The organism is Microcoleus vaginatus FACHB-2002 (assembly GCF_040004035.1).
Taxonomy (GTDB): domain Bacteria; phylum Cyanobacteriota; class Cyanobacteriia; order Cyanobacteriales; family Microcoleaceae; genus Microcoleus; species Microcoleus vaginatus_C.
In genome coordinates this window covers 65,982-90,512 of record NZ_JAMPLN010000020.1, presented here as the reverse complement: position 1 = coordinate 90,512, position 24,531 = coordinate 65,982, and the positions used below count along the sequence as shown (strand labels likewise).

The 24,531-nt window shown below is 46.9% G+C and carries 13 protein-coding genes; 6 read left to right on the top strand and 7 right to left on the bottom strand.

Annotated elements, in window-relative coordinates:
• Nucleotides 1-71: 71 nt before the first annotated feature.
• From NDI35_RS17885 to NDI35_RS17860, 6 genes are all read right to left on the bottom strand, one after another.
• Nucleotides 72-5,549, bottom strand: a complete 5,478-nt coding sequence (locus tag NDI35_RS17885) for an ATP-binding sensor histidine kinase (protein ID WP_445313911.1) — start codon at nt 5,547-5,549, stop codon at nt 72-74.
• 256 nt (nt 5,550-5,805) lie between these two features.
• Nucleotides 5,806-6,489 (bottom strand): ribonuclease HII, encoded by a 684-nt coding sequence (locus NDI35_RS17880; protein ID WP_445313910.1) that lies wholly within the window; start codon nt 6,487-6,489, stop codon nt 5,806-5,808.
• A 1-nt stretch (nt 6,490) separates the two neighbouring features.
• A complete protein-coding gene (rne, locus tag NDI35_RS17875; protein WP_445313909.1) occupies nt 6,491-8,854 on the bottom strand; it encodes a ribonuclease E in 2,364 nt (787 codons plus the stop codon).
• Between the two features lie 407 nt (nt 8,855-9,261).
• The gene (locus NDI35_RS17870; protein ID WP_333073291.1) at nt 9,262-9,390 is read right to left on the bottom strand and encodes a hypothetical protein; all 129 of its coding nucleotides are present in this window, start codon (nt 9,388-9,390) and stop codon (nt 9,262-9,264) included.
• Between the two features lie 800 nt (nt 9,391-10,190).
• Nucleotides 10,191-13,016 (bottom strand): TIGR03960 family B12-binding radical SAM protein, encoded by a 2,826-nt coding sequence (locus NDI35_RS17865; RefSeq protein WP_445313908.1) that lies wholly within the window; start codon nt 13,014-13,016, stop codon nt 10,191-10,193.
• A 139-nt stretch (nt 13,017-13,155) separates the two neighbouring features.
• Entirely contained in the window at nt 13,156-13,509 is a 354-nt protein-coding gene (locus NDI35_RS17860) for an STAS domain-containing protein (RefSeq protein WP_445313907.1), read from the bottom strand.
• Between the two features lie 383 nt (nt 13,510-13,892).
• On the opposite strand from NDI35_RS17860, the gene NDI35_RS17855 reads away from it, so the two are divergent.
• Nucleotides 13,893-14,090, top strand: coding sequence for a hypothetical protein (locus NDI35_RS17855; protein ID WP_445313906.1), 198 nt, complete (start codon nt 13,893-13,895; stop codon nt 14,088-14,090).
• Between the two features lie 628 nt (nt 14,091-14,718).
• On the opposite strand, the gene NDI35_RS17850 is transcribed toward NDI35_RS17855, so the two are convergent.
• A complete protein-coding gene (locus NDI35_RS17850; RefSeq protein WP_445313905.1) occupies nt 14,719-17,547 on the bottom strand; it encodes a PAS domain S-box protein in 2,829 nt (942 codons plus the stop codon).
• Nucleotides 17,548-18,684: 1,137 nt separating this feature from the next.
• Here NDI35_RS17850 and NDI35_RS17845 point away from each other — a divergent pair.
• The 5 genes from NDI35_RS17845 (at nt 18,685) to NDI35_RS17825 (ending at nt 24,521) form a co-directional block, all read left to right on the top strand.
• Nucleotides 18,685-19,410, top strand: coding sequence for a DUF502 domain-containing protein (locus NDI35_RS17845; RefSeq protein ID WP_333150796.1), 726 nt, complete (start codon nt 18,685-18,687; stop codon nt 19,408-19,410).
• A 272-nt stretch (nt 19,411-19,682) separates the two neighbouring features.
• The gene (gene nusB, locus NDI35_RS17840; RefSeq protein WP_333177448.1) at nt 19,683-20,315 is read left to right on the top strand and encodes a transcription antitermination factor NusB; all 633 of its coding nucleotides are present in this window, start codon (nt 19,683-19,685) and stop codon (nt 20,313-20,315) included.
• Between the two features lie 154 nt (nt 20,316-20,469).
• The gene (gene ftsY, locus NDI35_RS17835) at nt 20,470-22,227 is read left to right on the top strand and encodes a signal recognition particle-docking protein FtsY (RefSeq protein ID WP_445313904.1); all 1,758 of its coding nucleotides are present in this window, start codon (nt 20,470-20,472) and stop codon (nt 22,225-22,227) included.
• 577 nt (nt 22,228-22,804) lie between these two features.
• Nucleotides 22,805-24,292 carry a SpoIIE family protein phosphatase gene (locus tag NDI35_RS17830; protein ID WP_445313903.1) on the top strand — a complete coding sequence of 496 codons (1,488 nt, stop codon included), beginning with the start codon at nt 22,805-22,807 and terminating at the stop codon, nt 24,290-24,292.
• The gene (locus NDI35_RS17825; RefSeq protein WP_445313902.1) at nt 24,282-24,521 is read left to right on the top strand and encodes a hypothetical protein; all 240 of its coding nucleotides are present in this window, start codon (nt 24,282-24,284) and stop codon (nt 24,519-24,521) included. The genes NDI35_RS17830 and NDI35_RS17825 overlap by 11 nt, the downstream gene beginning before the upstream one ends.
• Nucleotides 24,522-24,531 lie beyond the last annotated feature (10 nt).

Genomic DNA, 24,531 nt, shown 5'->3' with positions numbered 1-24,531 from the left:
CAGCTTAGGCCCAACCAAGCAAAATCCGACCTACTTACTACCTTATATCGTTTGCAAGATCCTTGAGTTGCTTATACAGTGATCATTGGCAGGAAAACATTAAATGTAGTTTTGCCCGGAATTGATTCCACTTCTATTTTTCCCTGATGCTTGTCAACAATCTTCTTCACAATATCTAGTCCCAATCCGCTGCCTTCTCCTGCGGGCTTAGTAGTAAAAAACGGGTCAAATATTTTCCCTTTTATCTCTTTTGGTATCCCTTTGCCACTGTCGCTAATGCTAATCTTAGCCTGGTCATCTTGAGCCGTTAACTCAATTGTTAACGTGCCTCGATAATCCATTGCTTGCAAAGCATTGTGAATTAAATTAGTCCAAACTTGATTTAGTTCGTCGGGATAGCACAGTATCGGCGGGATATCGGCATAGTTTTTGATGACCTCAACTCCCTGTTTGAGTAGATTTTGATACAGGGTTAAGATTGTTTCAATACCTTCTTTAAGACTGGCTGCTGTTTTTTCGCCAGACTGTTCGTAGCGGGCATAAGTTTTTAAGGCAAAAACTACTTTTGATGCTCTATCTGTGGCTGTGTTGATAGTAGCAATTCCTCTTTTTAATTCGGAAAGTTTGTAGGCGATTTCTAGGAGATGTAAACTATCGGATCTTTGCAACAAAGACACAAAGGTATCAATTTCATTATAAACGCCCATGATCACTAGGCGATCGGCTATGGTATCGGCACTTTCAATTCCTAATTCTTCCAGTTGGCTTCTCAAAGCTCTCTTCAATTTGCGTTCTTCTTTGGTTGATAAGCTTGCTTCTTGTTGCAGGGAACGCTGCAGTAAACTCAACAAATTCTGTGCTTCTTCTGGGGAGAGAGATTGAAAAAGTGTGGGCAATTGTTCTAAAGTTTGATTTAAGAACTTAGAAACATTTCCTGCCGACGAGCGAATCGCGCCCAGGGGAGTGTTAACTTCGTGAGCAACTCCGGCCACAAGTTGTCCTAAAGCTGCCATTTTTTCTGATTGAATCAATCCTTCTTGGGTGGCTTCGAGATTGCTTAAAGCTTGTGATAATTCTTGAGTGCGTTCTTCTACTTTTGCTTCTAGGTTGGCATAGAGTTGGGCATTTTCGATTGAGATGGCAGCTTGCGAACACAAGACTTTTAACAGAGATACTCTGTCGGGAGTAAATGCACCTGTTACTAGGTTATTTTCTAAGTAAATTATTGAAATAAGCTGATTCTGTTTGAGCAGAGGAACGCAGAGAAGAGATTTAGTTTTATGAGCTTTTATATAAGTGTCATTCGTAAATCTGCCTTCACGACTAGAATCATTTAAAACAACATCTTTGTGAGTGCGGCTTACATAATTAATCACTGATAAGGACAGTAACTGACTGCTTGCAGATGGGATGGACTGCAACAAATTGATGGTATCGGAATCAACTGCACCGGATGCTTCAATCAGTAGTTGACCCTGAGATTCCAACAACAAGTATCCCACCTGTGCACCCGCATTCTCCATCATAATTGTCATCAATTTTCGTAGTAATTGCTCTAGCACAATTTCACCAGCAATGGCTTGGGAAGCTTTGATAACTGTCGCTAAATCTAAAGCTGTACTCGCTCCTGTGGTAGTGTGAGCATTGGGGACGATAGGGCCTGTGTTTTTACCAAAAATCGCCCCAGATTTTGCCTGTAATTGTGGATATCTTGCTTCTAAATCCTCAACTTTTGCCTTAGCTTGCCAGCGAGTATAGCCGTAGTGTGCTCCTTTGAGATAGGTTTGGGCAATCTCCTCCATACCGCTTACTAGATAAAATTCCGCTGCTAACTCATAGGCTAAAGCTTCATCTTGAATATATCCGTTGTCTCTTGCTCCTTGAATCGCTCGCTCGTAAAGTTTTGCTGCTTGCCAATTATCTCCCAATACTCGCGCTTTTTCTGCTTGTACTATGTCGTATTTATGCTGGAAATTGAACGGGGCAAGCTCTGCCCATTGCTTCATTTGCTTTTGGTTTGATTCGACTCCCTCCAAGTTTTCCATGAGCTCGGGAGAATACTGAGCTAGCAGGGCAAGAGAATAGTAGAAGTTATGGATAGCAACATACATAAATCCCATGAGAGAATCTATGTATTCTGCAGCTGCGATCGCATTCTTCACGGCATCGGCATAGTTTTTGAATAAATAAGCGAGATTTAGTTTGGCTACGTAAACAAGACAAAGCAGCGTGCGGTTCTTCGTGGCTAGCAAACGGGGAATTATTTCCTCCTCGTTAAAGCTTTCGCCCAGCAAACGAGATGGGGTGGCAGTTGTTTCCAAAAGATTTAAGGTAACTTGCCGCCAGATATTAGTCTGGTAGAGAGCATATTCCTGTTTAAGCTTCCATAATTGTTCGCAGGATTGCTGCATTTTTGAGGCAACACATTCTAGTCCTTCTCCAGTCAAAAACAGGGTAACACAATAAGCTTTAATACAATAACCTGCGTACTCATGATCTCCTGTTTCAAGTCCGCTTTTATTTCCCTCTAGTAGCAGAGAAAGACTACTTTTTGCGGGAGCTTTCCAGTGTTTAACTAAAGAACAAAATAAGTTATAGATTTTGGCTTTTAGCTCTATAGCATGATAGATATTTACTAACTTTAGTGCCAATTCTCCGGCGTGATATCCAGTTTCTATGTTGCCTTTTCCCGAACTGATAACAGCATACGCAGCATAAGCATAAGCAGCCAAAGCGGAATAACCTTTTTGAATTGTCAGGTTAACCATTGTTAAAATAATTAACACTAAAACTCCGGGTTTCGCAAATAAAGCTGACGGACAAATAGACATCAAAATTCGCATGGCTGCGAGTTGAGCAGCGTCAGTCATTTCCGGGAAGCTTTCTAAGTCCATAAGTGCTGGCAGCTCTACGTTACTATCTTCTCCTGTAGAGAGAGAAATTCCTAGTAATTTTAATGCTTCTAAACCAGTTTCTATTGCTTTAAGTGGCTGATTTTGAGCGGTATAAATTTGCACTTTTAGTTCGTAAGCTTTTACCCTGTCTAGGTGATTTATTGCTCGTTCCAAGATAACTTCAGCTAATTTTTCTGCCCCCTCAAAGTTGGTGTTTAAATATTTAGCCTCTACCATTTCTTGATAGAGATTTAGGGTTAATTCATACTGAGTTTGCCAACTTTCTTCGGTTAAGAGGCTTAATCCTGTCTTCAAATATTCAACCGCAGCACTGTAAGCCGTCGCTGCTTTGGCTTTCTGGCCCGCTATCAAATTAAGTTTGGCAATTTCGTTTCGCTCTTGTTGATGGGTTAGTAGGGGCTGTACGGCCCTGCTTAACCCTACCCCGATATTCAGATGATCGACAATTTCAAATATTTTTTTTGATCGTGTTTCTGGCGAACTGTTCTTTAGCAACAGGCGACCAATTTGTAAATGAATGGCTTGTTTTTCAGAGTCGTCAATCAAAGAATAAGTTGCTTGTTGGATGCGATCGTGTCCAAACTTATAGTGATGAATTAAAAGTTGACTATCTAATTCTGAGATAGTAAAAATTAACTCAGCATGAATGGCTTTTTTCAGAGAATAGAAAATTTCAGCGGGGGAGCGATCGCAAATAATTGATAGAGTGTTTAAGTCAAACTCTGCACCTATACAAGCTGCAAAACGCAATACCTGTTGAGTATTGGACGGCAATTTATTGAGCTTGCGAACCATTAATTCTACCACATTGTCAGTAATTGCCCTCGCCTCAATCTGAACAATATCCCACTGCCAAATGCGCTCATTGAAATCGAAATTTAGCAGATTTTCTGTATATAAGTTTTTCAATAATTCCGTAATAAAGAAAGGATTGCCACTGGTTTTTTTAAGAATTAATCCGGCTAAATCTCTGACAGCATAACGCTCACATTGCAACGTATCTGCAATCAATTCATTGATATGTGGTTGGGCTAAAGGTAGTAGGTTAATCTGGTTAACAGTGGCTCCCTCAGAGCGGATATCTTCCAACGTCACCATCAAGGGATGGGTAGAATTGACTTCGTTGTCTCGATAAGCTCCAATCACAAATAGATATTGGGTATCTGCATCCACCATCATCAGTTGGATTAATTTGAGGGTGGCAGAATCTGCCCATTGCAAATCGTCCAGAAAAATGACTAAAGGATGCTTTTCTGAACAAAATACGCGAATGAAATTGCCGAAGATAAGATTAAAGCGATTTTGCGATTCATTTGCACCTAATGCAGACAAGGCCGGCTGTTTGCCTACAATCAATTCAACTTCGGGAATTACATCAATAATAATTTGACCGTTAGCACCAAAAGCATTTAATAGTTTTTCTCGCCATTGATTAAGCTGTTCTTCGCTTTCGGTTAACAGTTGTCGCACTAATCCCTTAAAGGCGCTGACAATAGCAGAATAAGGAATATTGCGCTGAAATTGGTCAAATTTTCCAGCTATAAAATAGCCTCTCGCCTTAGTTATTGGTTTATAAACTTCGGATACCAGTGCTGACTTGCCGATTCCCGAATAACCAGCAACCAGCATTAATTCTTTACGGGATTGCTGGTTATTTTGGTTTTTGCTAATCCGAGAGAAGGCTGCTAGTAAATCGGCAACTTCTGCCTCGCGTCCGTAAAGTTTTTGGGGAATTTGGAACTTGTCGCAAATATCTTGACGACAGAGGGGGAATGATTCAATTTTGCCATTTGTCTGTAACTGGTTCAAGCATTCTTCTAAATCTGCTTTGATTCCGCAGGCACTTTGATATCGTTCTTCTGCTGTTTTGGCCATCAGTTTGAGCGCGATATCAGAAATAATTGGGGGAATTTCTGGATTAACCTCATGGGGCGGTACTGGTTGTTTGGCGATGTGGCAATGTACCAACTCCAAAGCATCGTCAGCGGCAAATGGAAGTTGTCCGGTGAGGAGTTCGTAGAATGTAACGCCCAAAGAGTAAAAGTCGGTTCGATAATCAAGAGAACGGTTCATCCTTCCAGTTTGTTCTGGAGAAATATAGGGTAATGTACCTTCTAAAACATTGGGGTTTTTTAGGGTAGGATTTTCGCGGGTGAAGACAGTAGCAATGCCAAAATCGATAATTTTGACTTGCCCGGTTTCTGGGTTGAGCAGGATATTGGCGGGGTTAATGTCTTTGTGGATAATTTGGGCAGCATGAATTCGAGCTAAAATCTCTGCTGTTTGAATAGCGATGCGGAGGAAGTGCTGTAAAGATGAAATATTTGGCGTTTCTATAGGGTTATCATTCAAAATTTTTAAAGAAGTGCCGCCAAAATCTTCAAATATAATGACTAGAGTTCTTTGATACTCCTGTAGGCTATAAACTTTGACAAATCCTTCGATATTGTTGAGATTGCAAGTAATTTCGTATTCCTGCTTGTAGCGGGTAAGTTCAGCAGGATCGGGATAATCTTGATCGAGCATTTTCAAGATAACAGGTTGATTGTCCTGTTCCCGAATGCCTCGATAAACCGTCGAATTTGGGCTTTCGTAAATTCGATCGAGAATCTCGTATCCTTCAATTTTTAACATTTTGGGTAATTTTTAGAATGTTAATTTTTATGTAAAATATGGTAATCTGCACCTTCTTGAACAGTCGCTTTTTTTGAGTGGAACTATTTCTACTTAACCTGAGATGTTGCACCATTATCAATTACCCTTTTATGGGCGGGCTAGAAGCCCACCCCACAACAAAATTCACTCTTTGTGGAACAGGCCGAAAAACCTGTTAAGCGAGAATGGTGCAACATCTCACTTTAACCAAACTTGTATTATTGACTACAACTAGCTATCTTCGACAAGGACTAAAAGACACTCGGTGAAAAGCCGATCGCCCGCAGCGTTCTAAAGCCAATTTATGTTTAGCTGTTCCATATCCCTTGTTATTTGTCAAGTCATATTCAGGATACTTAACAGCCAAGCGCTGGATTAATTCATCGCGCCAAACTTTCGCCACAATACTAGCAGCAGCAATCTGAATCGATCGCCCATCACCCTTGATCATCGTCTCTTGCTCGATCGCCAAATTGGGAATCCTTTGATTCCCATCAACCAAACACAAATCAGGCGTCACCTTCAGCTTCAAAATAGCCCGTTTCATCGCCAACAAAGAAGCCTGCAAAATATTGAGGCGATCGATCTCCCGCACCGAAGCCGCACCAACTTGACAGTCAACCGCCACAGCCCGGATTTTTACGGCTAACCGACTCCGGGCTGCGGCACTCAACTGCTTGCTGTCGCGCACCCCGCAACTTGCTAATTCATCGAGAACTTCGTCGGGCAAAATGCAGGCCGCAGCCACCACCGGCCCGAACAAAGCCCCTCGTCCGACTTCATCCACACCCGCAATTACCAGAGCGTTCGAGGGAGAGGGAGAAAGGGGAAGATGGAAAGATGGGAAGAGAGTAAAAATTTCTACTTCTTCCTTCTTCCCTCTTCCCTCTGACTTCTTCCTTCTTCCCTCTGACTTCATATCACTCATCCACAACGGCTGACGAGCGGCGGCGGCGGCGACGGTTGATAGCAGGCTCCTCGGGCTCGCTGGGTTGGCTGGGTTGGCTGGCTTCTATCGGTTCATGGGATTCGATCGGCTCATGGGATTTGATCGGTTCATGGGATTCGATCGCCTCATGGGATTCGATCGGCTCATGGGATTCGATCGGCTCATGGGATTCGATCGGCTCATAGGATTCGTCCATCACATCACTGGGTTCCTCCATCCGATCAAAATCATCAGTTTGGTCGATCAAACTCTCGCCATAAATTTGGGACTCATCATCATCATCATCATCATCATCGGCCTCAGAAAAAACAGGCTCAACTACCGACCTTTCTGGATAATAATCCCGTTCCTCATCCTCAACATTCTGTGGAGGCGTCGTCGCTTCAAACTCAAATTCGAGCTGCTCGAAAGGCGGCTTGTTCGGGGCCGCTCCGGGGAGAGTCACCGAAACGATCGCATTTTTAGGATTTTTCACGCTGCGATCGGTAAGCACCAAAGGAGAAACCCCCATCAGAGCATAAACATCCTGCTCCTCCGCCGTCATTTCCACCGAAATCACCTCTGGAGGCTCCACCATCGGCTTCATCAACTCAGACTTAGCCGGACGCACGCGATCGAAATCCTCGCGCCTGCCAGCAGTCGCCATATTCACCAGCCCGAAGCCCTCCGACGCGGCCCGGATGCCGGGGGGGGCCAGATACTCAGAGCGCGTATCCGCGACGGGCGCGCTCGAAGTATTCGGCAGCCGCAACTTGCTACGTACAGGTTCCTCCTCCGCCGGGAGAGCAAAAGGCTCTTCGCCAATCCGGCGGCGGCGGCGCCGTCTAGTTCCGTTCCCCAAATCCTGATAGCTGGGATGGTTGAGCAAGTCCAAAGGCGAGGCGTTACTGCCGGTCTCAAAATCCAAACTTTCGCTCTGAGGTTCCCAAGCAGCCCGAGCAGGTTCGGGGGGGCGTTCTTCCCGCACCGGGGCAGGAGTTGCAGCCGCCACAGGCGTCAAGCTGCGGCGTTCCAATCCTTCTGGCAAATTCAACAAAACGCGGTTCGATGTAGCAACAGTGCGATCGCCCGATTCCCGCACCGCTGCGGCGAAGTCTTCTTCTCCGGGGAGTTGCACCAGATGACCCAACCCGCTGCAAGTAGGACAACTGTGGCCAAACAACTCGTAAATATTTTGACCTTGGCGCTTGCGGGTCAGTTCTACCAGTCCCAATTCCGAAAGTTGAGCGATTTGCGGCCGAGCTTTGTCAGCTTTGAGAGCTTTATTGAAATGTTCCAGCACCTGCAACTGATCGCGGCGGGATTCCATGTCAATAAAGTCAACAATAATCACCCCGGCAATATTGCGTAACCGCAGTTGTCTAGCAATTTCCGTGGCTGCTTCGCAATTTGTCCAGAGTACCGTTTCCCGAGCCGTCGCCGATCGAGTAAACGAGCCAGAGTTGACATCGATCACCGTCAGCGCCTCAGTCGGCTCGATAATCACATAACCACCCGAAGGCAAATCCACCCTCGGTCTGAGGGCTTCTCGAATCGCAGCGTTAACGCGGAAAAATTCTAAAATCGAGGCGCGCTCTCGGTGGTGGTCGATCAAAACTCCCGCAGGAAGTTTACCGCCGTTCCAGCTCATCAACTGCTGCTTCACCCGCTTAATTCCATTTTGCGAGTCCACCACAATCCGATTCACGTCACCGCTGAACATATCTCGCAGCACCCGCTGGATAAAATCGTCATCCCGGTTGAGAAGTGCCGGCGCCCGCGAAGTACCGCCTTCGAGTTGAACGGCTTCCCATTGTTTTTGGAGGACTTCCAAATCTTCCATGATCGCTTCTTCGGTCATCCCTTCAGCTTCAGTGCGTACCAGCAGCCCCATCCCGGCCGGTTTCACCAAAATAGCCAGGGCTCTGAGGCGGTTGCGCTCGGCTTCCGACTTGATCCGCCGCGAGAGATTGACTCCCCTGCCGTAGGGCATCAGTACCAAATAGCGGCCCGGCAGGGTAATGTTGCCTGTTAGCCGGGGGCCTTTGCTGCCCGTCGGTTCTTTCATTACCTGTACCACCACTTTCTGCTGGGGGGTCAGGAGTTCTGTAATTGCTCCTGCCGAGCGTTTAAGACGCAGCGGGCCGAGGTCTGTTACGTGCATGAACCCGTTACGTTCTGGGTCCCCAATATTGACGAAGGCCGCATCTATCCCAGGAAGTACATTTTCAACAATTCCCAAATAAATGTCACTGACTTGGTGGCTGCCTGTGGCTACCACAAGTTCTTGGATTTGATCTTCTGAAAAGACGGCAGCAATGCGATGCTGCTCTGCTATAACTATCTGCTTTGTCATTCAATTTCCTCAAAAAACTGGCAGCAAGTTAGAGACACTTACGCACAAAAGTGTTTCTGACTTTGACTGTAATTAGTAGTAGCTTGAAGAGTTATGAGCTGTGAGTTGGTGCAGGGAGGAAGGAAATTTAACTGTTGATCGTTCACTGTTAACTGTTAACTGTTGGCTGTTCAGTGTTAACTGTTACAGATAAAGTAGTTAAACCCGCCCGTACAGAGTTATGAGTTATGCTCAGCAGATAAATCTGAGAGATAGAAATAAGGAGGCTTTTATCGAGTTAGCAATATTGAGATTTGAGTTGAGAATTGCGAAATCAATACTCAAAATTCAACACTTACAACTCTTCCTTTGAACTCAGCGAATAAATTCATTGACACCGTACCAATTTCTTAACACACAACTTAACACTACGAACTGATAACTCCGCTTGCGTGGTGGTAGAGGGCTGGTTTTGAGGGAAAGTAGGTAGGAGTGAAAGCGCCTAGACTTTTGTTGAATTCTTGCGCGATCGCACTCAACATACCCCAGCTTGGCATTCGACTGCAACCTCCGCCCCTGCCAACCCTAAAACCTCGTCAGTCGATTTTAGATTTTAGATTTTAGATTTTAGATTTACTCCACAGATGAATCTGGGAGATTGAAATTTAGTCTAAAATCTAAAATTTGGGTTCTCCACGAATTAAGTCGGGGGCTTATCTCCGTTTTTTGACGGGTCAGTCGATTTTAGATTTTAAATTTTAGATTTTAGATTTACTCCACAGATGAATCTGGGAGATTGAACTAGAGTCTAAAATCTAAAATTTTTGGTTCTCCACGAATTAAGTCGGGGGCTTATCTCCGTTTTTTGACGGGTCAGTCGATTTTAGATTTTAGGTTCTAGATTTTAGATTTACTCCACAGATAAATCTGGGAGCTGGAACTTTAATCTAAAATCTAAAATTTTTGGTTCTCCACGACTTAAGTCGGGGGCTTATCTCCGTTTTTTGACCCGTCAAAAACATCTATTGTTGAATACCCGCTCTGCGGTTTGAACCGTGAGATTTTTGAATAAGCCGACCACCGACAACCAGTCGATCGATCGAAATTAATCGCTAAATTTGGTTCAGACCCCGCTTTTGCGGGTTTGGCGCTAGATTGAGCCCGTGAATGTACAACAAAAAGGCTTGAAGTCTTGAACAGAAGCAATTTGCACCCAGCCCGCGTTGCTGGTTGACGAGGGCGGCGAGCGACTAAAGCGCTCGAGCCGCCGCGGCTTCCATAACAAGCGATTATAGCGTGAAACGACACATCCCGATCGAGAGCCGAAGGTGAAATATTCCACCAGAGCTTCCCTATCTTAACCATAACCCAGGATGAGCTGACTACGCTCAACCTGTAGAAGCTGAATTTCCTGCTGGCTGACTTGTTCGAGCATGAAAATAATATGTTCTGGCTTTAGCAAGTTGCCGTCGCTGCGACAACTCCCGGTAAAGCGCAAGACGGCTCTACCTTCGGATGTAGTACCAGAGGCAGAGGTGCTGCTGTCTGGTTTCTGCTCTACAAGTTCTAGTTTGTGCAGCCTTTCGCGTAAATTGACATTCTGCGTCTTTCCCGACTTAGTAGTATGCACCCGCCAAAAAGCCTCGGTTTCGACGATCGTCTTGACCCAAGCTTCCCAGTTGGCATCAGGAGCCACCGAGACAGGAGCAGCATTTTCCCGACCTAATTCGCCATTTTCTGTCAACGAGCCTGCGGAGGCCACAGTAATTACGTACTCCGCTGCTTCTAACAACTGGTTAGCAGAAGGAGCCTTGAGATCGATCGACTCAACCTTGTAAATCGGAATATTTTCCGGCAGCTTAGCCGCCAATTTTTCCCGAAAACTCTCAATATCGATCGACTCAGTGAGCTCAAAGTCGGCAATTTCCCCAGTGCTGGTAACACCCAGAGGGAGAGCATTTGCCAGAGAAATCCGAGGGTTCGGGTGAAACCCGCCGGTAAACGAAATCGGCAAATCGGCTCTGCGGACTACTCGATCGAACAATCGGATCAAATCCAAATGACCAACCAAAGCCATATCGCCCACCTTCCCGAACCAAACCCGCACACGCTGTTTCCGCTCCGTATTCGGAACAAACTCCCCAGCAAACTCTGGAATTGGCAGCGCATCCACAACCACATTGTGTCCGAAATCGGTGCCACAAACCCCGCAGCGCGAACACCCTTCAAAGGAACAGTCGGGAACCGTCGCTGCTTCTAAAGCCTTTTGCAAGTCAATTTTCAGCCAGTTTTTGTCGATTCCCGTATCTAAGTGATCCCAAGGCAGGGCCTGATCGAGAGAGAGGGGGAGAGAGGGGGAGGGGGAGAGGGGGAGAGTGGGGGAAGCGGAGAGGGGAAGATCCGGAGAATTGGGAAAATCTTCCTTGATTTCTCTTCCGACTTCCATCGGACTGACATCCGTTACATCCGTTACAGAATCCGTTGCCGAACTTCCTTCTTCCTTCTCAAAAAGATTCCACTCGCCGCTTTCGACTTGGCGGTATTTCCAAGTAAGGCCCGATTCATCTATTGCCTGAGTCCAAGCTTTGTAAGCCTGATCCAAGCTTTCCCACCACGCATCCATACCCGCGCCAAGTTCCCAAGCGCGGCGGACTACAGCAGCCAAACGTCGATCGCCCCGTCCGACAAAATCCTCCATTGCCGAAATCCGCACATCAGTGTAATTCACCTTGACGCCCCGCATCCCTCGAAACTCTTCCTTCAGGAGTTTTTGCTTGCGGGAAAACTCAGCAGTAGAAACCGAGTGCCACTGAAAAGGAGTGTGAGGCTTAGGCGTAAAATTAGAAATTGTCAAGTTAAAATTCAGTCCCCGCCTGCCATTGATCCTGCATTCCCGGTGCAGCCAGCGGACTGTTTCGGCGATGCCGAGAACATCAAAATCTGTTTCTCCTGGCAAACCAATCATAAAATACAGCTTGATTTTATCCCAGCCGCGATCGACCGCAGTTTTGACACCACGAAGCAATTCTTCGTTGGTCAAACCTTTGTTAACGATGTCCCGCATCCGCTGAGTACCAGCTTCCGGGGCAAAAGTCAAACCGCCTTGCCGCGTCCCGCCGAGAATGTCGGCAATATTATCGTCAAATCTGTCAACCCGCTGGCTGGGTAGAGACAGAGAAATATTTTTATCTTTCAGGCGATTTTTGATTTCCATGCCGACTGCTGGGAGTGCCAGATAATCGGAACAACTCAGGGAAAGCAGGGAAAACTCGCTGTGCCCGGTGGCTTGCATCCCCTGTTCTATCGCCTCTACGACTTGCTGCGGTTCGACATCGCGCGCGGGGCGAGTCAGCATTCCCGGCTGACAAAAGCGACACCCGCGGGTGCATCCCCGGCGGATTTCTACTGTCAGTCTGTCGTGTACTGTCTGGACGTAGGGAACCAGGCCGATCGAATAAGCTGGTATCGGAGTTGCCACGCGGCGCAGAATTCGTTCTGGAACTTGCGGGCGGTTGGGATGAACAGAACCGTCGGCCGCCATATCGTAGAATTGCGGGACGTAGACACCGGGAATTTGCGCTAAATCCAGCAGCAATGCTTCTCGGCTCAAATTATTTGTTTTGCCTTCTGCCAAAATCAAGCCAATTTCTGGCAGCAACTCTTCTCCATCTCCCAAAGCGATGAAGTCAAAAAAGTCCGCGTAGGGTTCGGGGTTAGAAGTTGCCGTTTGCCCGCCAGCAAAAATCAGCGGCATTTGACCGTTTTGGGGATTGGTCGCTCTTTCTTGCCAAGTTAGGGGAATGCCGGCTAAATCCAGCATTTCCAGAATGTTTGTGGCTCCGAGTTCGTAGCTGAGGCTGAAGCCCAGAATATCAAATTCTGTGAGCGATCGCCTCGATTCTACGGCAAACAGCGGAGTTTTGGTCGATCGCAGTTTTGCTGCCAAGTCAGGGGCGGGCAAATAAGCCCGATCGCACAACTGTCTCGGCCCTGCGTTCAAAATGTTGTAAAGGATGATGTGCCCCAGATTGGAAGCACCAACTTCATAAACTTCTGGGTAAGTGAGAACCCAGCGCACCAATGCCTCGTCCCAAGGCTTGTGCGTAGATCCCAATTCGTTTCCCAGATAACGAGCAGGCTGATTAATGTCTGCTGTAAGTAATTCTTCGACTTTTACTGCCACGGCTCGACTCGCTAAATATTTGCGACTCTTAAGCAGCCTACCTTAAAATCTGCCAACACGCCAACGACAGCCGTCTGTCTGTTCGGCATTTAACCGAATTTGCTGTGTTTTGTTGCTTGTTTTCGCCGAGGAGGAACCTCTACCAGTGCTGGTTTACGCAGGAGTTTTCGGCTTCAAAGCTATCGACATTTTCAAATATCTCAAATACTCGATCGAGTTGGCTGAGTTCCAGAATCATCTTAATGCCGGGGGATACCGAGCAAAGACTAAACCTGCGCCCCATTTTTTTCGCCTGCTTCAGGCCCGAAACCAATGCCATCAAACCGGCACTGTCAATAAATGTTACTGCACCCAAATCTACGAGTACCGCTACCACTCCGGGGGCTGCAATTGCTGTCGCTAGTTGCCGTCCGAATTCTCCGCAGGTGGCTGCATTCAGGTAGTCTAGGGGTCGAATCACCGTAATTGGTTTATGGGCAAGAAGTGTCTGCATATGTCAAACCTATGATTGCTACGTATTTTCAACTACTGCGCTGGACGGATGTAAGCCTAAACCTACTTGATTACTCTGAGCCTAACTTAATCTGAGGCAAACTGACCAGTTCTTTTCAGTGATTTTACTGAATCTTTATTTATTGACTCTTTTTTATGAAATTTTGCGTAAGATTTGGGCAGGAAACGTAAGCTACTATACTATTTTTTATTAATGCCAGCAGGTTGAGTCTTGGTAACTCTAAAAATTGCGATCGACTTTGCCCTAGCTGTCAGATAAAACTGAACAATGTAATTTAAATCACTTATGAGTTCTGATCTAGATCACCTATTTGCTCGACACTTCAGAGGAAAATTAAACTGTACGGAGTTCTCCGACTTACTATGCAAGCAACTCATGCTATTCGTCAACTTGTAGAAAAAGCCCTCTACATTAAGCAGTTGACGCCAGACATTGAAAACGAAATCAACTACGAGCTTACCCGTTTGGGGTACATCTCGGATATTGATTATGAGGCTTTAGAGTTATTAATGGATGAAATGGATGCCGGCCGGGTGCAATTGGTATCTAGCCCTCGATAGTGGGAAGCGGGCGACCAGTCCACATCCAAAAACAAAAAAATCCTTGCACGGCGGGCAATAGAGGAGTGTTAGAAGCATTTACGCCGGCCGAATATTTTTCTAATGAAGCATCTCGTTGCTGAACTTGATATTTAAGGAGATGCTGTTAAAGGCGATCGTCCCTGCACCTCTGCTCAAAAGCTAAAAACTTTGACTTAAATTAAATTTATAACTTTTAGGGTATGACAAATTAGGTTAATTGTAACTAAGAGTCATGCTTAATGAAGTAGCTAATTGCTGAACTTGATATGTGAGGAAATAGTGTTAAGGGCGATCGTCCCTCCACCTCATACAATTTTAGATTTTAGATTTTAAATTTTAGATTTTAGATTTTAGAAGTCGGACTACTGATGGTTATCAGGGTTTGGCTCGTCGGCTGATAGTTGCATTGTTTTTTGACACTGCTATCAGTATCAAAAACTACCAACTTTGAGCGAAATTAAATTTATAACTTTTGGGCATTGACAAATTAGCTCTAGTTCAGATTAATACTAAAAAAAACGTTTTTTACCCGAATTCTTCGATCGCTCGAAGGCAAGAAAATTGGTTTGTAGTTAGGATTTCCGTCCTCGCGGAGTCAATCTAAAATCTAAAATCTAAAATCGTTCGATCGCCCCACCAAACTTGCCACCACCGCTACCAACTCAGCAGGCTCGATCGGCTTGGGCACATAAATTTGAAAACCTTCCTGCAGTGCCCGTATGCGTTCCTCTACCCTACCAACCGCCGTGAACGCCAACGCCGGAATTTCCCTGTCCACCATCCGCGATCGCACTTGTTGCAGCAGAGCCTCTCCGTCAAGGGCCTGTATCCCGATATCGATCGCCAACACATCCGGATTCAGCCTTTCAATCGCCTCCAACGCACCCTTTCCAGAGCTAGCAGTCTCCACCTGGGCCCCGCAATCTTCGAGCACGGTAGAGGCAAAATCCAGGGAATCCGCGTCGATATCGACCACCAATACCCGCACTCCAGAAAGATTGCTGTTGACAAAAGACTCCTTTACAGGGGCTCGCGCCTTGCTTAGAGGAATCGCCAACTCCCCGAGTCCGGCAACAGAAAATCCGCCGTCGCCAGGAAGGTGTTGAATTGGCAATCTCACTAAAAACCTCGACCCTTTTCCCTTCCCGGCCGATTCGGCTTGCACCGTCCCCCCGTGCATTTCCACAAAATGCCGCACTAGGGCCAAACCCAAACCCAATCCGTTGTACGATCGCCTTGTAGAGCTGTCCGCTTGGCTGAACCGCTCGAAAACGTGCGGCAAAAACTCTTCTGAAATCCCTTGTCCCGTGTCGCTAACCTCAATTTCCACAGTAGCGGGCGACAATTTTTTACAGCAAGCGGATTCCTCATGGGCCAAAGTCCCCTGCATCTTTCGCACCGCCACCTTCACCTGTCCGCCATCGGGAGTAAACTTAATCGCATTCGACAGCAAATTCCAGGCTACCTGCTGCAACCGGCCCGAATCGGCAAAAATCCGCCCGGTAGTTGGGTCGAAATCCGTCACAATTTCAATATTTTTGGCCGCAATCGCGGGCGCGAGAGTATCGATCGCAGCCTCAACAGTCGAAATCACATCCACCCAACGCAAATTCAGCGACAGTTTCCCGCTAATAATCTGGGACACGTCTAGCAAATCCTCGATCAGAGTTGCCAGCGAGCGTGTATTGCGGTCGATCGTTTCCAGAGCCCGAACAGTGGTTTTTTCGTCAAACTTGCGGTTTCGCAACAGTTGTGCCCATCCCAGCATCGCATTCAGCGGCGTTCGCAATTCGTGGGACAAAGTTCCTAGAAACTCGTCTTTAATCCGGTTCGCCCGCGCCAATTCCTGGGCTCGATCGTGCAGTTCTCTTTCCAACTGCTTGCCCACCGTCAAGTCGAGAATAAAAGCCACCGATTCTTGCCGCTTTTGGGCCAGCAAAACATATCCGATCAACACCGGAATCCGGCTGCCGTCTCTCCTCCAGAATTCCTTTTCGTAGGGAGTGCAAGCCCCCGTTGCTTGTGCTTCTGCAATCCCCTTCTTGTCGAGAGACTGGTACTCCGGGGGCGTGAGGTCAATCCAGTTTAATTCCCCGCGCTGCAACTGTTCCCGCGTGTAACCAACTATCCGCAAAAATTCATCGTTAGCCTCGATGATAGCGCCGTTCACATCCCCGAAGATAATTCCTATCAAGTTAGCTTCGGCTAACATTCTCAGCTTTTCTTCGCTAGCTTGGAGTGCAGCTTCTGTTTGCTTGCGATCGGTAACGTCTTGGATGTAAGCCGACAAACCAGAATCGGAAGGATAAAAACGCATCTTCAACCACTTATTCCATAACGGTACGAATCCCTCATACTCGATCGTTACTTTTTCTGCTAATGCTTTGGTAGCCATTTTGTAAAACGGTAAATCGACCGCCCAGGGAAATATATCCCAAAATTTTTTACCAATCAGTTCAGCTTTTGGTCTGCCTAACAGCTCAATAGCTTGGTGGTTGACATAGGTATAGTTCCAATTTAAATCAACAGCGATAAAAGCATCGGTAATGCTTTCGAGAATGTTAGTAATTTGATCGTTTGCCAATTGCAGCGCTTTAGCAGTTTCTTCTGCTTGCAACCTCGCTGCTTGTTCGCGGGACAAAGCCGCAGCGCGTTCTTGTTCTGCCTGTTTTCGATCGCTAATATCGATGTAAGAACCGATGTAACCGGCAAAAGTGCGATCAGACCTGTACCGGGGTACGCCTGTACCCAAAACCCAACGGTATTCCCCGTCATAGCGTCTCATGCGACATTCAATCCGATAGTCGCTGCCAGCTTTGAAGGCTTTTTGGTAAATATCCAGACATTCTGGTAAGTCATCGGGGTGCAAGTTTTCCATCCAACCCGTGCCCATTTCTTGCGCCAAAGTTCTACCGGTAAACTCCAGCCAAACTTTGTTAAAGTAATCGCCAAGTTGGTCAGTGTCCGACATCCAAATCATCACAGGCGCGGTATCTGCCATAATCCGAAATCTCGCTTCGCTCTCCTGCTGCTGTGCTTCAGCTTGCTTGCGCTCATTTCGTTCTTGAACTTCCCGCAGGGCCCGCTGAATCGACGGCACCAGGCGTATCAAACGGCGTTTGAGAACATAATCAGTAGCGCCGCTTTTCAAAGTTTCGATCGCCACTTCCTCGCCCAAAGTAGCCGAAACAAAAATAAACGGCACTCCCGGACAAGTAGTGTGGGCGATTTCCAGTGCAGCTATCCCGTTAAAACAAGGCAGCATATAATCTGCCAAAATAATGTCAAAACGTTGTTTTTCCAGCGCCGTGGCAAAGTCTTCTCGAGTTTCCACACACACCAGAGAAAATTGGAGCCCACCATCCATTAGATATGCCTCAATCAGTTCGGCATCTAGGGGACTGTCTTCTACTAAGAGGATACTGAGCGTTTTCACAAAAATTCCTTTTACTTAAATATTAATTATCGGATACAAAATTTGATCGGGCTGCGACTGGTTAAGTGAAGCCCAAAAAAGTCTTGCGTTTTTAATGGCATAAAAAAATGTAAAAATCAATTGGTTTGATGAGTTGAGCATTCATATCTCAATCCTAGCTTCTAATCAAGTCTATTGCTGCTTGCCGCTAGGTGAACCCCCGCTCTGAGGTTATCGGCTAGTACGCTTGTTTTTCCTTAACTTTCGTCGGCTTCCAAGGAATCGGCATCGCTGGAGTCTTGCTTCACTGCAGCAGTTTAGGTAGACCCTGTTGAACAAATAGTTTCGCTCTTCTGGCTAGAAACAACTATCTATGTAGTAATTTATCTCGCTTGCTACTAACTACTGCTACCTCGTTTGGCAGATTATTTTTTTTTGTAGTGATGGCCGAGTTAATTATATATTGCTTTGCCGCTCCTTTGAAACTCGACTTCGCTTGAATTCTGCCCTTATTTCCTGAATATAGATAGATCCTGTCAAAAAAAGTCAAAGTTGCTGGTCTGTCTGCTTTACTTTTTGCCGGATTTGCCTAATATGCAAGTGTTGGATGGTAGGCAACTGTTGCCTTGTTTATCGTTGTCGCCCATCAAAAATCACCTATATTGTAGTAATAAGTGGTCACACTGCATCTATCCCAAGATAGATTTTTGCATAGACACTGCATTCAACCTGCATAGATTCCCCTGAATTCGGTACAACGAAGTGCCACCCAGCCGAAAATCTGAGAAAGCTCGATCGACCAATTAAATTCCTATACAAATCCCAGAAAATTTTCTCTGGACTCCCTACACTTGCACTCCCTGGCTGCCTCTGACCGATCGGCTTATTGATTGAACAAACCCAAAGTGTCTTAAAATATACAATACGGTGAGCTGCTGCACAGCCCGCATATATTAAAACCAAGCGCCAACTTGCAATAATTCTTTAAAATAGAGGTACAGCACCGGCGATCCCTAACTCTTCCCCCTCAGAAAGGGTAGGGTTTAGCAGAATTGAAAACCATCGTCTATGGTGACTTCCAGTAAAGCCCGTGCAGTTGCTTTAGTCTCAGCTTTATTCAGGTTATTGGCAACCAGTTACGAGGAGATTTGACCCGCCGTGCTCCAACGCATCAAACAAGACTTAAAAAACGACCTGATCGCAGGACTATTGGTAGTGATCCCCTTAGCTACCACCATCTGGCTGACAATTACCGTCGCCAGTTGGGTCATCAATTTTCTCACCAAAATTCCCAAGCAGATCAACCCTTTTGACGGGCTCCACCCGATTTTGGTGAATCTGCTAAATCTTTTAGTAGGGCTGGCTGTACCCCTGCTGAGCATCTTAGTCATCGGTTTAATGGCCCGCAACATTTTCGGCAAGTGGCTGCTAGACTTTGGCGAACGCCTGTTGCAGGCAATTCCCCTAGCCGGTTCGGTTTACAAAACCCTCAAACAACTGCTGGGAACCCTCCTCAAATCAAACGACAAATTTCGCCGCGTGGTGTTAGTGGAATATCCCCGGCGGGGAATCTGGACCTTAGCATTTGTGACCGGTACGATCGAGAGTAACGACATCCCACCTCACCTTTCCGGTGAAACTCCGATCGGCATTTTCATCCCCACCACTCCGAACCCCACTACCGGATGGTACGCTATCGTCCCCGAAGCAGATTTAGTCAATTTGTCAATGTCGATCGAAGATGCCTTTAAAGTGATCATCTCTGGCGGCATCGTCAACCCCAGCAACTCAGTTCCCGTAACCCCCGAAAAAATCAAGGGCAAAACACTCGAACCCTTGGTATCCGAATCAAGATACCAGGCTGTTCCAGTCGAAGAAGAGTGAACCAAGACATCTTTAGTGGCCCGTAAGACCGTGTAAACTTTCCCCATAGCAGATAATATTTCGACAAAACCAGCCCAAACCGAGAAAGCCTATACTCAGAAACCCGGTTTCGAGCATAAATCTTAGGTTTGACAGTGAACTATCTGTAAACTACCCGCCGCTGGCGAGTCAGACGGCTGGTCTTGTAACGCTTTTAGTCGAGTTTTCTGCTAAAGTTCAAGTCCGCGCGCGATCGAAAAACTTCCTAAATTCTCAATTCCTATCTAAAAACTATGAAAAAAGCCCGCGAAACAGCACGCGAACTCGCACTCCTCGGCATCAGCCAACTGCCAACGAATCCAGAACTCTTAGAAGCCAAGAAACTGCAAGATGTTCTCCTCGCCGCCATCCGTACCCTGACAGCAGAAGTTCAAGAATCCCTAGAAGCAGCAGCATCCGAAGTGCAGCGGAGTAGCGACAAACTGCTTGCCAGCGAAATCCGCGCCGCCGATATACAAAGTGCTAGAACAATGGTGCGGGAAGCAGTCGAACTCACCCAAACCGCAATCAACCGTCTCGGTTCAGCAATGGAGTTTCCAGAACTGATCCAGCTAGCCAACCAGCAAGATGTCCGCACCTATGCTTTGCAAATCCTGACGAAAGTCAGCGCCAACCGTGTTCAAATTGATGAATTGCTCTCGGAAGCCCTTGTAGATTGGCAAATAGAACGGTTGCCCCGGATTGATCGAGATATCATGAGAATCGCGATCGCCGAAATGCTATATCTGGGCTTACCCGAACAAGTCAGCGTCAACGAAGCCGTCCAACTCGCAAAACGCTACAGCGGCGACGAAGGACATCGCTTCATCAACGGAGTCCTCCGCCGAGTAGTCGATAAAATCAATGCAGAAGTTGTTAGTCCCTAGTCCTTAGTCCTCAGTCCTCCGGGTGCTTGGTGAGTACCTTACCCGGAGGGTGCACGCCGGGGCGCGAAGCTTACCCAGAGTCATTAGCAATCCACAATCCGCAATTCGCAATCCGCTCTAAACTAAGGACTAATAACTATATTCCCAATTTCCTATGGTATTTAATTGGTTTCGTCGCCAGTACAGCGAAAGCAAATCTTCTGAAACAGAGGCAACCCCCGAACAGCCACAAGATGAGTCGGCAAAATCCGCACCGGTTGAGCCTCAAACAGATGCAACAGAGCAAGGCTCTCCCGCTGTAGCCGAAGATTATCTAAATTGGGCAAAAGCTGCTTACAAAAATATTCAAAAACAGCAAAAACCCGAAACAGAAGTTTCCGAGACAGCAGCGCCCGATGTTCCAGCAGCCGAAGCAGAAAGCGCGGCAGTTGCAGAAGTTGCAGAACCGGCGACTATTGAAGCAACGGAGCCGATCGAACTTGAACCAGTACCCACAGCACCAACCGTTGCAGAAGTTCCAGAAGTTGCAGAACCCGCCGCACTTGAAGCAACCGAGGCGATGGAGCTCGATGCAGCCAACCCAGCAGAAATTCCAGAAACTCTGCAACCCACAGCCGGGGCGATCGACATTGCACCTATTGCTCAACAATTAGAAGTTACAGCAGAAAATATAGAAATTGCCGAACCTGCAACAGAGGTTGTAGAAACCGAATCACTCGCATCCGAGGGCGCAGCAGCCGAAGCCCTGCCGTTTTGGGCCAGAGCTCAGGCCGATCGCATGGAGCGCATCGAACGCCTTAAAGAAACAGCCCTGGAAGAACCAGAAGTAATTGCAGCCGCCGCCGAGAGAGCGGCAATTATCCAAGAAATTCCCGGTTTCGCCTTTGACGAAGGCTTCCTGTGGTCCTCAGAAATTTTAGCCAGTCAAGGCCGCCGACCAGACCAAGTATCCGTCGAAGAAATCACTTGGCTGCAAAAACTGCGGAAAGGCTTAGAAAGAACGCGCCGCAGCTTAATTAATCGACTAAAGGCGATCGTCGGTCAAGGCCCGCTCAATCAAGACGCGGTAGCCGAAATTGAGACTTTGCTGCTACAAGCCGATGTCGGAGTCGCAGCCACCGACATCATTATCAGTCGCCTCCAAGAAAGACTCACACAAGAAGTGCTGCCGCCAGAACAGGCTCTAGCCTACCTGAAAACGATTCTGCGCGATATTCTGGACGCTCCCTGTGCCGAAACCGCCGCTGGTAATCCCGCCTACAGCCTGACATTTGCCCCGGAAAAAGACACTTTTAACATCTGGTTGATTGTAGGAGTTAACGGTGCGGGCAAAACTACGACGATCGGCAAACTTGCCCATATTGCCCAAAAATCCGGCTACAAAACCCTAATTGCCGCCGCCGACACTTTCCGCGCCGCCGCCGTCGAACAGGTGAAAGTTTGGGGTTCCCGCAGTGGGGTCGAAATTATTGCCAACCCAGGGAAAAATACCGATCCGGCTGCTGTCGTGTTTGATGCGATCGCCGCTGCCAGCGCCCGAGGCACAGAACTGCTGATCGTAGACACCGCAGGCCGCCTGCAAAACAAAAAAAATCTGATGGACGAATTAAGTAAAATCCGTCGCATTGTAGATAAGAAAGCCCCAGGCGCTACCGTAGAATCTCTACTGGTCTTGGATGCCACACTGGGTCAAAATGGTTTGCGACAGGCAGAAGTGTTCGCAGAATCGGCAAAATTAAGCGGAGTAGTATTGACAAAACTCGACGGTTCTGCTAAAGGTGGTGTTGCCCTAGCAGTAGTGCAGCAGCTTGGTCTGCCAATCCGCTTTATTGGAGTCGGGGAAAGCATCGAAGACTTGCGTCCGTTTTCTAGTTACGAATTTGTGGAAGCCCTACTCGATTTTAGATTTTAGATTTTAGATTGATGAGGCATTTGCCAGCCGCCCCCATCTTTGGGAGGCGGACACAGATCTTCAAAATCTCAAATTATTAACCTCAAACTAGCATCGCAGGACTTGCGCCGATCGCCACGAGCGATCAAGTGAAAAATAAATATCTAGAAACAATACCTTCGTTCTGTTATTACTTGGTTGGGATCAAACCGCGAGCCAAAGCAAGCGTGTCAAATTCAGCTCAAATTTAGTATCAGTCGGCTGTCTGATTGCACATTCTTCCAGATCCCCCTGGCGCCCCCTTGATAGTCGGGTGGGACAGGAAATGGTCAAAGTCCCCCTTCTTCTTAAGGGGATCCGCTGCGGTCTTGGGCCGCCCCAAGTAGAGCAAGCAGCGTGGATTTAGGGGGTATCTAGACTCAGCTATAAACGAGATTTCTTAAGAACTTTAGACTTAAGTTGATATCAATGTCCTAGTGCCCAATTTACTCGCTCAAACCAAACTACTTGCTCGAAAAAAAAACGGGTTTCTGTTCAAGTGGCCCGTAAGTCCTCAATCATTCCTCCTCCGTCTAAGATCGAAAATCACAAATTTAAAATGACTGCTGTGCCTTTGCCTCGCTCCTCACCTCAACCTGCAGACCGCCCTTCGGGTCGCAATTCCACCGACGCGACGCCAGTATTTGCCCTCAAAGAACTGGTGGCGCGTTTGCACCGATATCAGCACAACGTTCAAGATATGTTGGGTTCGCTGGGATTTGCCCTGCGAAGTTTTAACAATCTCAACCAATTTTTGGAGTTGGTGCCTTTGGTGGCGACTCGCGTTACGGACGCCGACGGGGGAGCTTTAGTGCTGTTCAAACCCAACGGTCAAGTCAGGTTCCAGCAGTTGCATTGTCAGGAAGGACGGCAGTGCCAAGATATGCGAAAAGCGCTGGAAATCGCCACCAGGCAAGCTACAGCAGGTGTGGGCGCTACTGCTGCATCGTTTTCGGAAACCTCTGGGCAAACTTCTAGTCTAGACCTGCAAGTCGGTCGTTATTTGGGCCCGGATGTTCATTTGTTTGGGGCGCCAATTTTAGTCAACAATTTGGAACGTGGGCGGCTTTATGTTTTTAGCAGTGACCCACAATATCTCTGGACTCCCAGCAGACAGAAATTAGTTCGGTTGGTGGCGGATCAAACTGCTGTGGCTATTTGCAAAGACGAACTTTCTGTTAAGTTGGCGGAAAAAGACCGCTTAGATAGAGAGTTAGAAATCGGGGCGGAAATTCAATTGCGGCTGCAACCCCGCAGTTGTCCAAAAATTCCGGGTGTTGACGTGGCCGCCCGCTGCCAAACTGCTAGCAGAGTCGGCGGAGATTATTATGATTTTATTCCCGCTGACTATGACCCGATCGGCAAGGAGAATGAGGGGGAAAACCCCCCATCCCTAATTAAAAATCTCAAGTCCAGAATCGACAAGGGCCGCTGGAGCATTGTGATCGGCGACGTGATGGGCAAAGGAGTACCGGCTGGCCTGTTGATGACGATGACACGGGGTATGCTGCGGGCGGAGGTGTTGAACCGCCACTCGCCGTCGAGAATTTTGCAACATTTAAACCGGGTTATGCACGCGGATTTGGAAAATTCCCACCGTTTTGTGACTCTGTTTTATTCGGAGTATGACCCGAAAACTCGCGTTTTGTGTTACAGCAATGCTGCTCACCACCCGCCTTTGCTGTGGCAAGCTGCAACTAATACGATTCTTCAGCTCGATACTTTGGAGGGAATGTTAATTGGCCTGGATGCTGATTCGCATTACCAAGAAGCTCAAGTGCAATTGCAGCCAGGAGATACTATTATTTATTACACAGACGGATTTACCGATGCTGCTAATCAAAGGGGCGATCGGTTTGACGAGGATAACTTGACCTCGGCTTTTCAGTGGGCCTGTCAAAATTACCAGCAGTCTGAAGAAATTTTGGATTATTTGTTCGATCGCGTTCACCAGTTTATTGGCATCGGCAATCGTAACGAAGATGACATGACATTGGTTGTACTGAGGGTAACACCTTTAGCAGGAGAAAGTCACCATGATAGTTAATTTAATGCCGGAAATTACTGCTGGATTAACCAGTTCGATTACTTGGAATGATGTCGCTCACGTGGTAGTTTTGAAATCTCATTTGAGTTCGACGGTGTTTTTGGGTCAAAGTTACGAAATTTTTACGAATTTCCAGAAAGCTTGGGACAATTTTGTTTCGACTGGTCAAATAGGAGCTTTTTTTATAGGTATTTTTGTTGGCTGGTTCTTGAAAGGGATTTTTCGTTAGAGTTATTGTC

What these genes read in the sequence shown, in the direction of transcription:
- NDI35_RS17885 (WP_445313911.1), bottom strand. Translation starts at nt 5,549, where the DNA reads ATGTTAAAAATTGAAGGATACGAGATTCTCGATCGAATTTACGAAAGC.
- NDI35_RS17880 (WP_445313910.1), bottom strand. Translation starts at nt 6,489, where the DNA reads ATGAAGTCAGAGGGAAGAAGGAAGAAGTCAGAGGGAAGAGGGAAGAAG.
- rne (WP_445313909.1), bottom strand. Translation starts at nt 8,854, where the DNA reads ATGACAAAGCAGATAGTTATAGCAGAGCAGCATCGCATTGCTGCCGTC.
- NDI35_RS17870 (WP_333073291.1), bottom strand. Translation starts at nt 9,390, where the DNA reads ATGCCAAGCTGGGGTATGTTGAGTGCGATCGCGCAAGAATTCAACAAA.
- NDI35_RS17860 (WP_445313907.1), bottom strand. Translation starts at nt 13,509, where the DNA reads ATGCAGACACTTCTTGCCCATAAACCAATTACGGTGATTCGACCCCTA.
- NDI35_RS17855 (WP_445313906.1), top strand. Translation starts at nt 13,893, where the DNA reads ATGCAAGCAACTCATGCTATTCGTCAACTTGTAGAAAAAGCCCTCTAC.
- nusB (WP_333177448.1), top strand. Translation starts at nt 19,683, where the DNA reads ATGAAAAAAGCCCGCGAAACAGCACGCGAACTCGCACTCCTCGGCATC.
- ftsY (WP_445313904.1), top strand. Translation starts at nt 20,470, where the DNA reads ATGGTATTTAATTGGTTTCGTCGCCAGTACAGCGAAAGCAAATCTTCT.
- NDI35_RS17830 (WP_445313903.1), top strand. Translation starts at nt 22,805, where the DNA reads ATGACTGCTGTGCCTTTGCCTCGCTCCTCACCTCAACCTGCAGACCGC.
- NDI35_RS17825 (WP_445313902.1), top strand. Translation starts at nt 24,282, where the DNA reads ATGATAGTTAATTTAATGCCGGAAATTACTGCTGGATTAACCAGTTCG.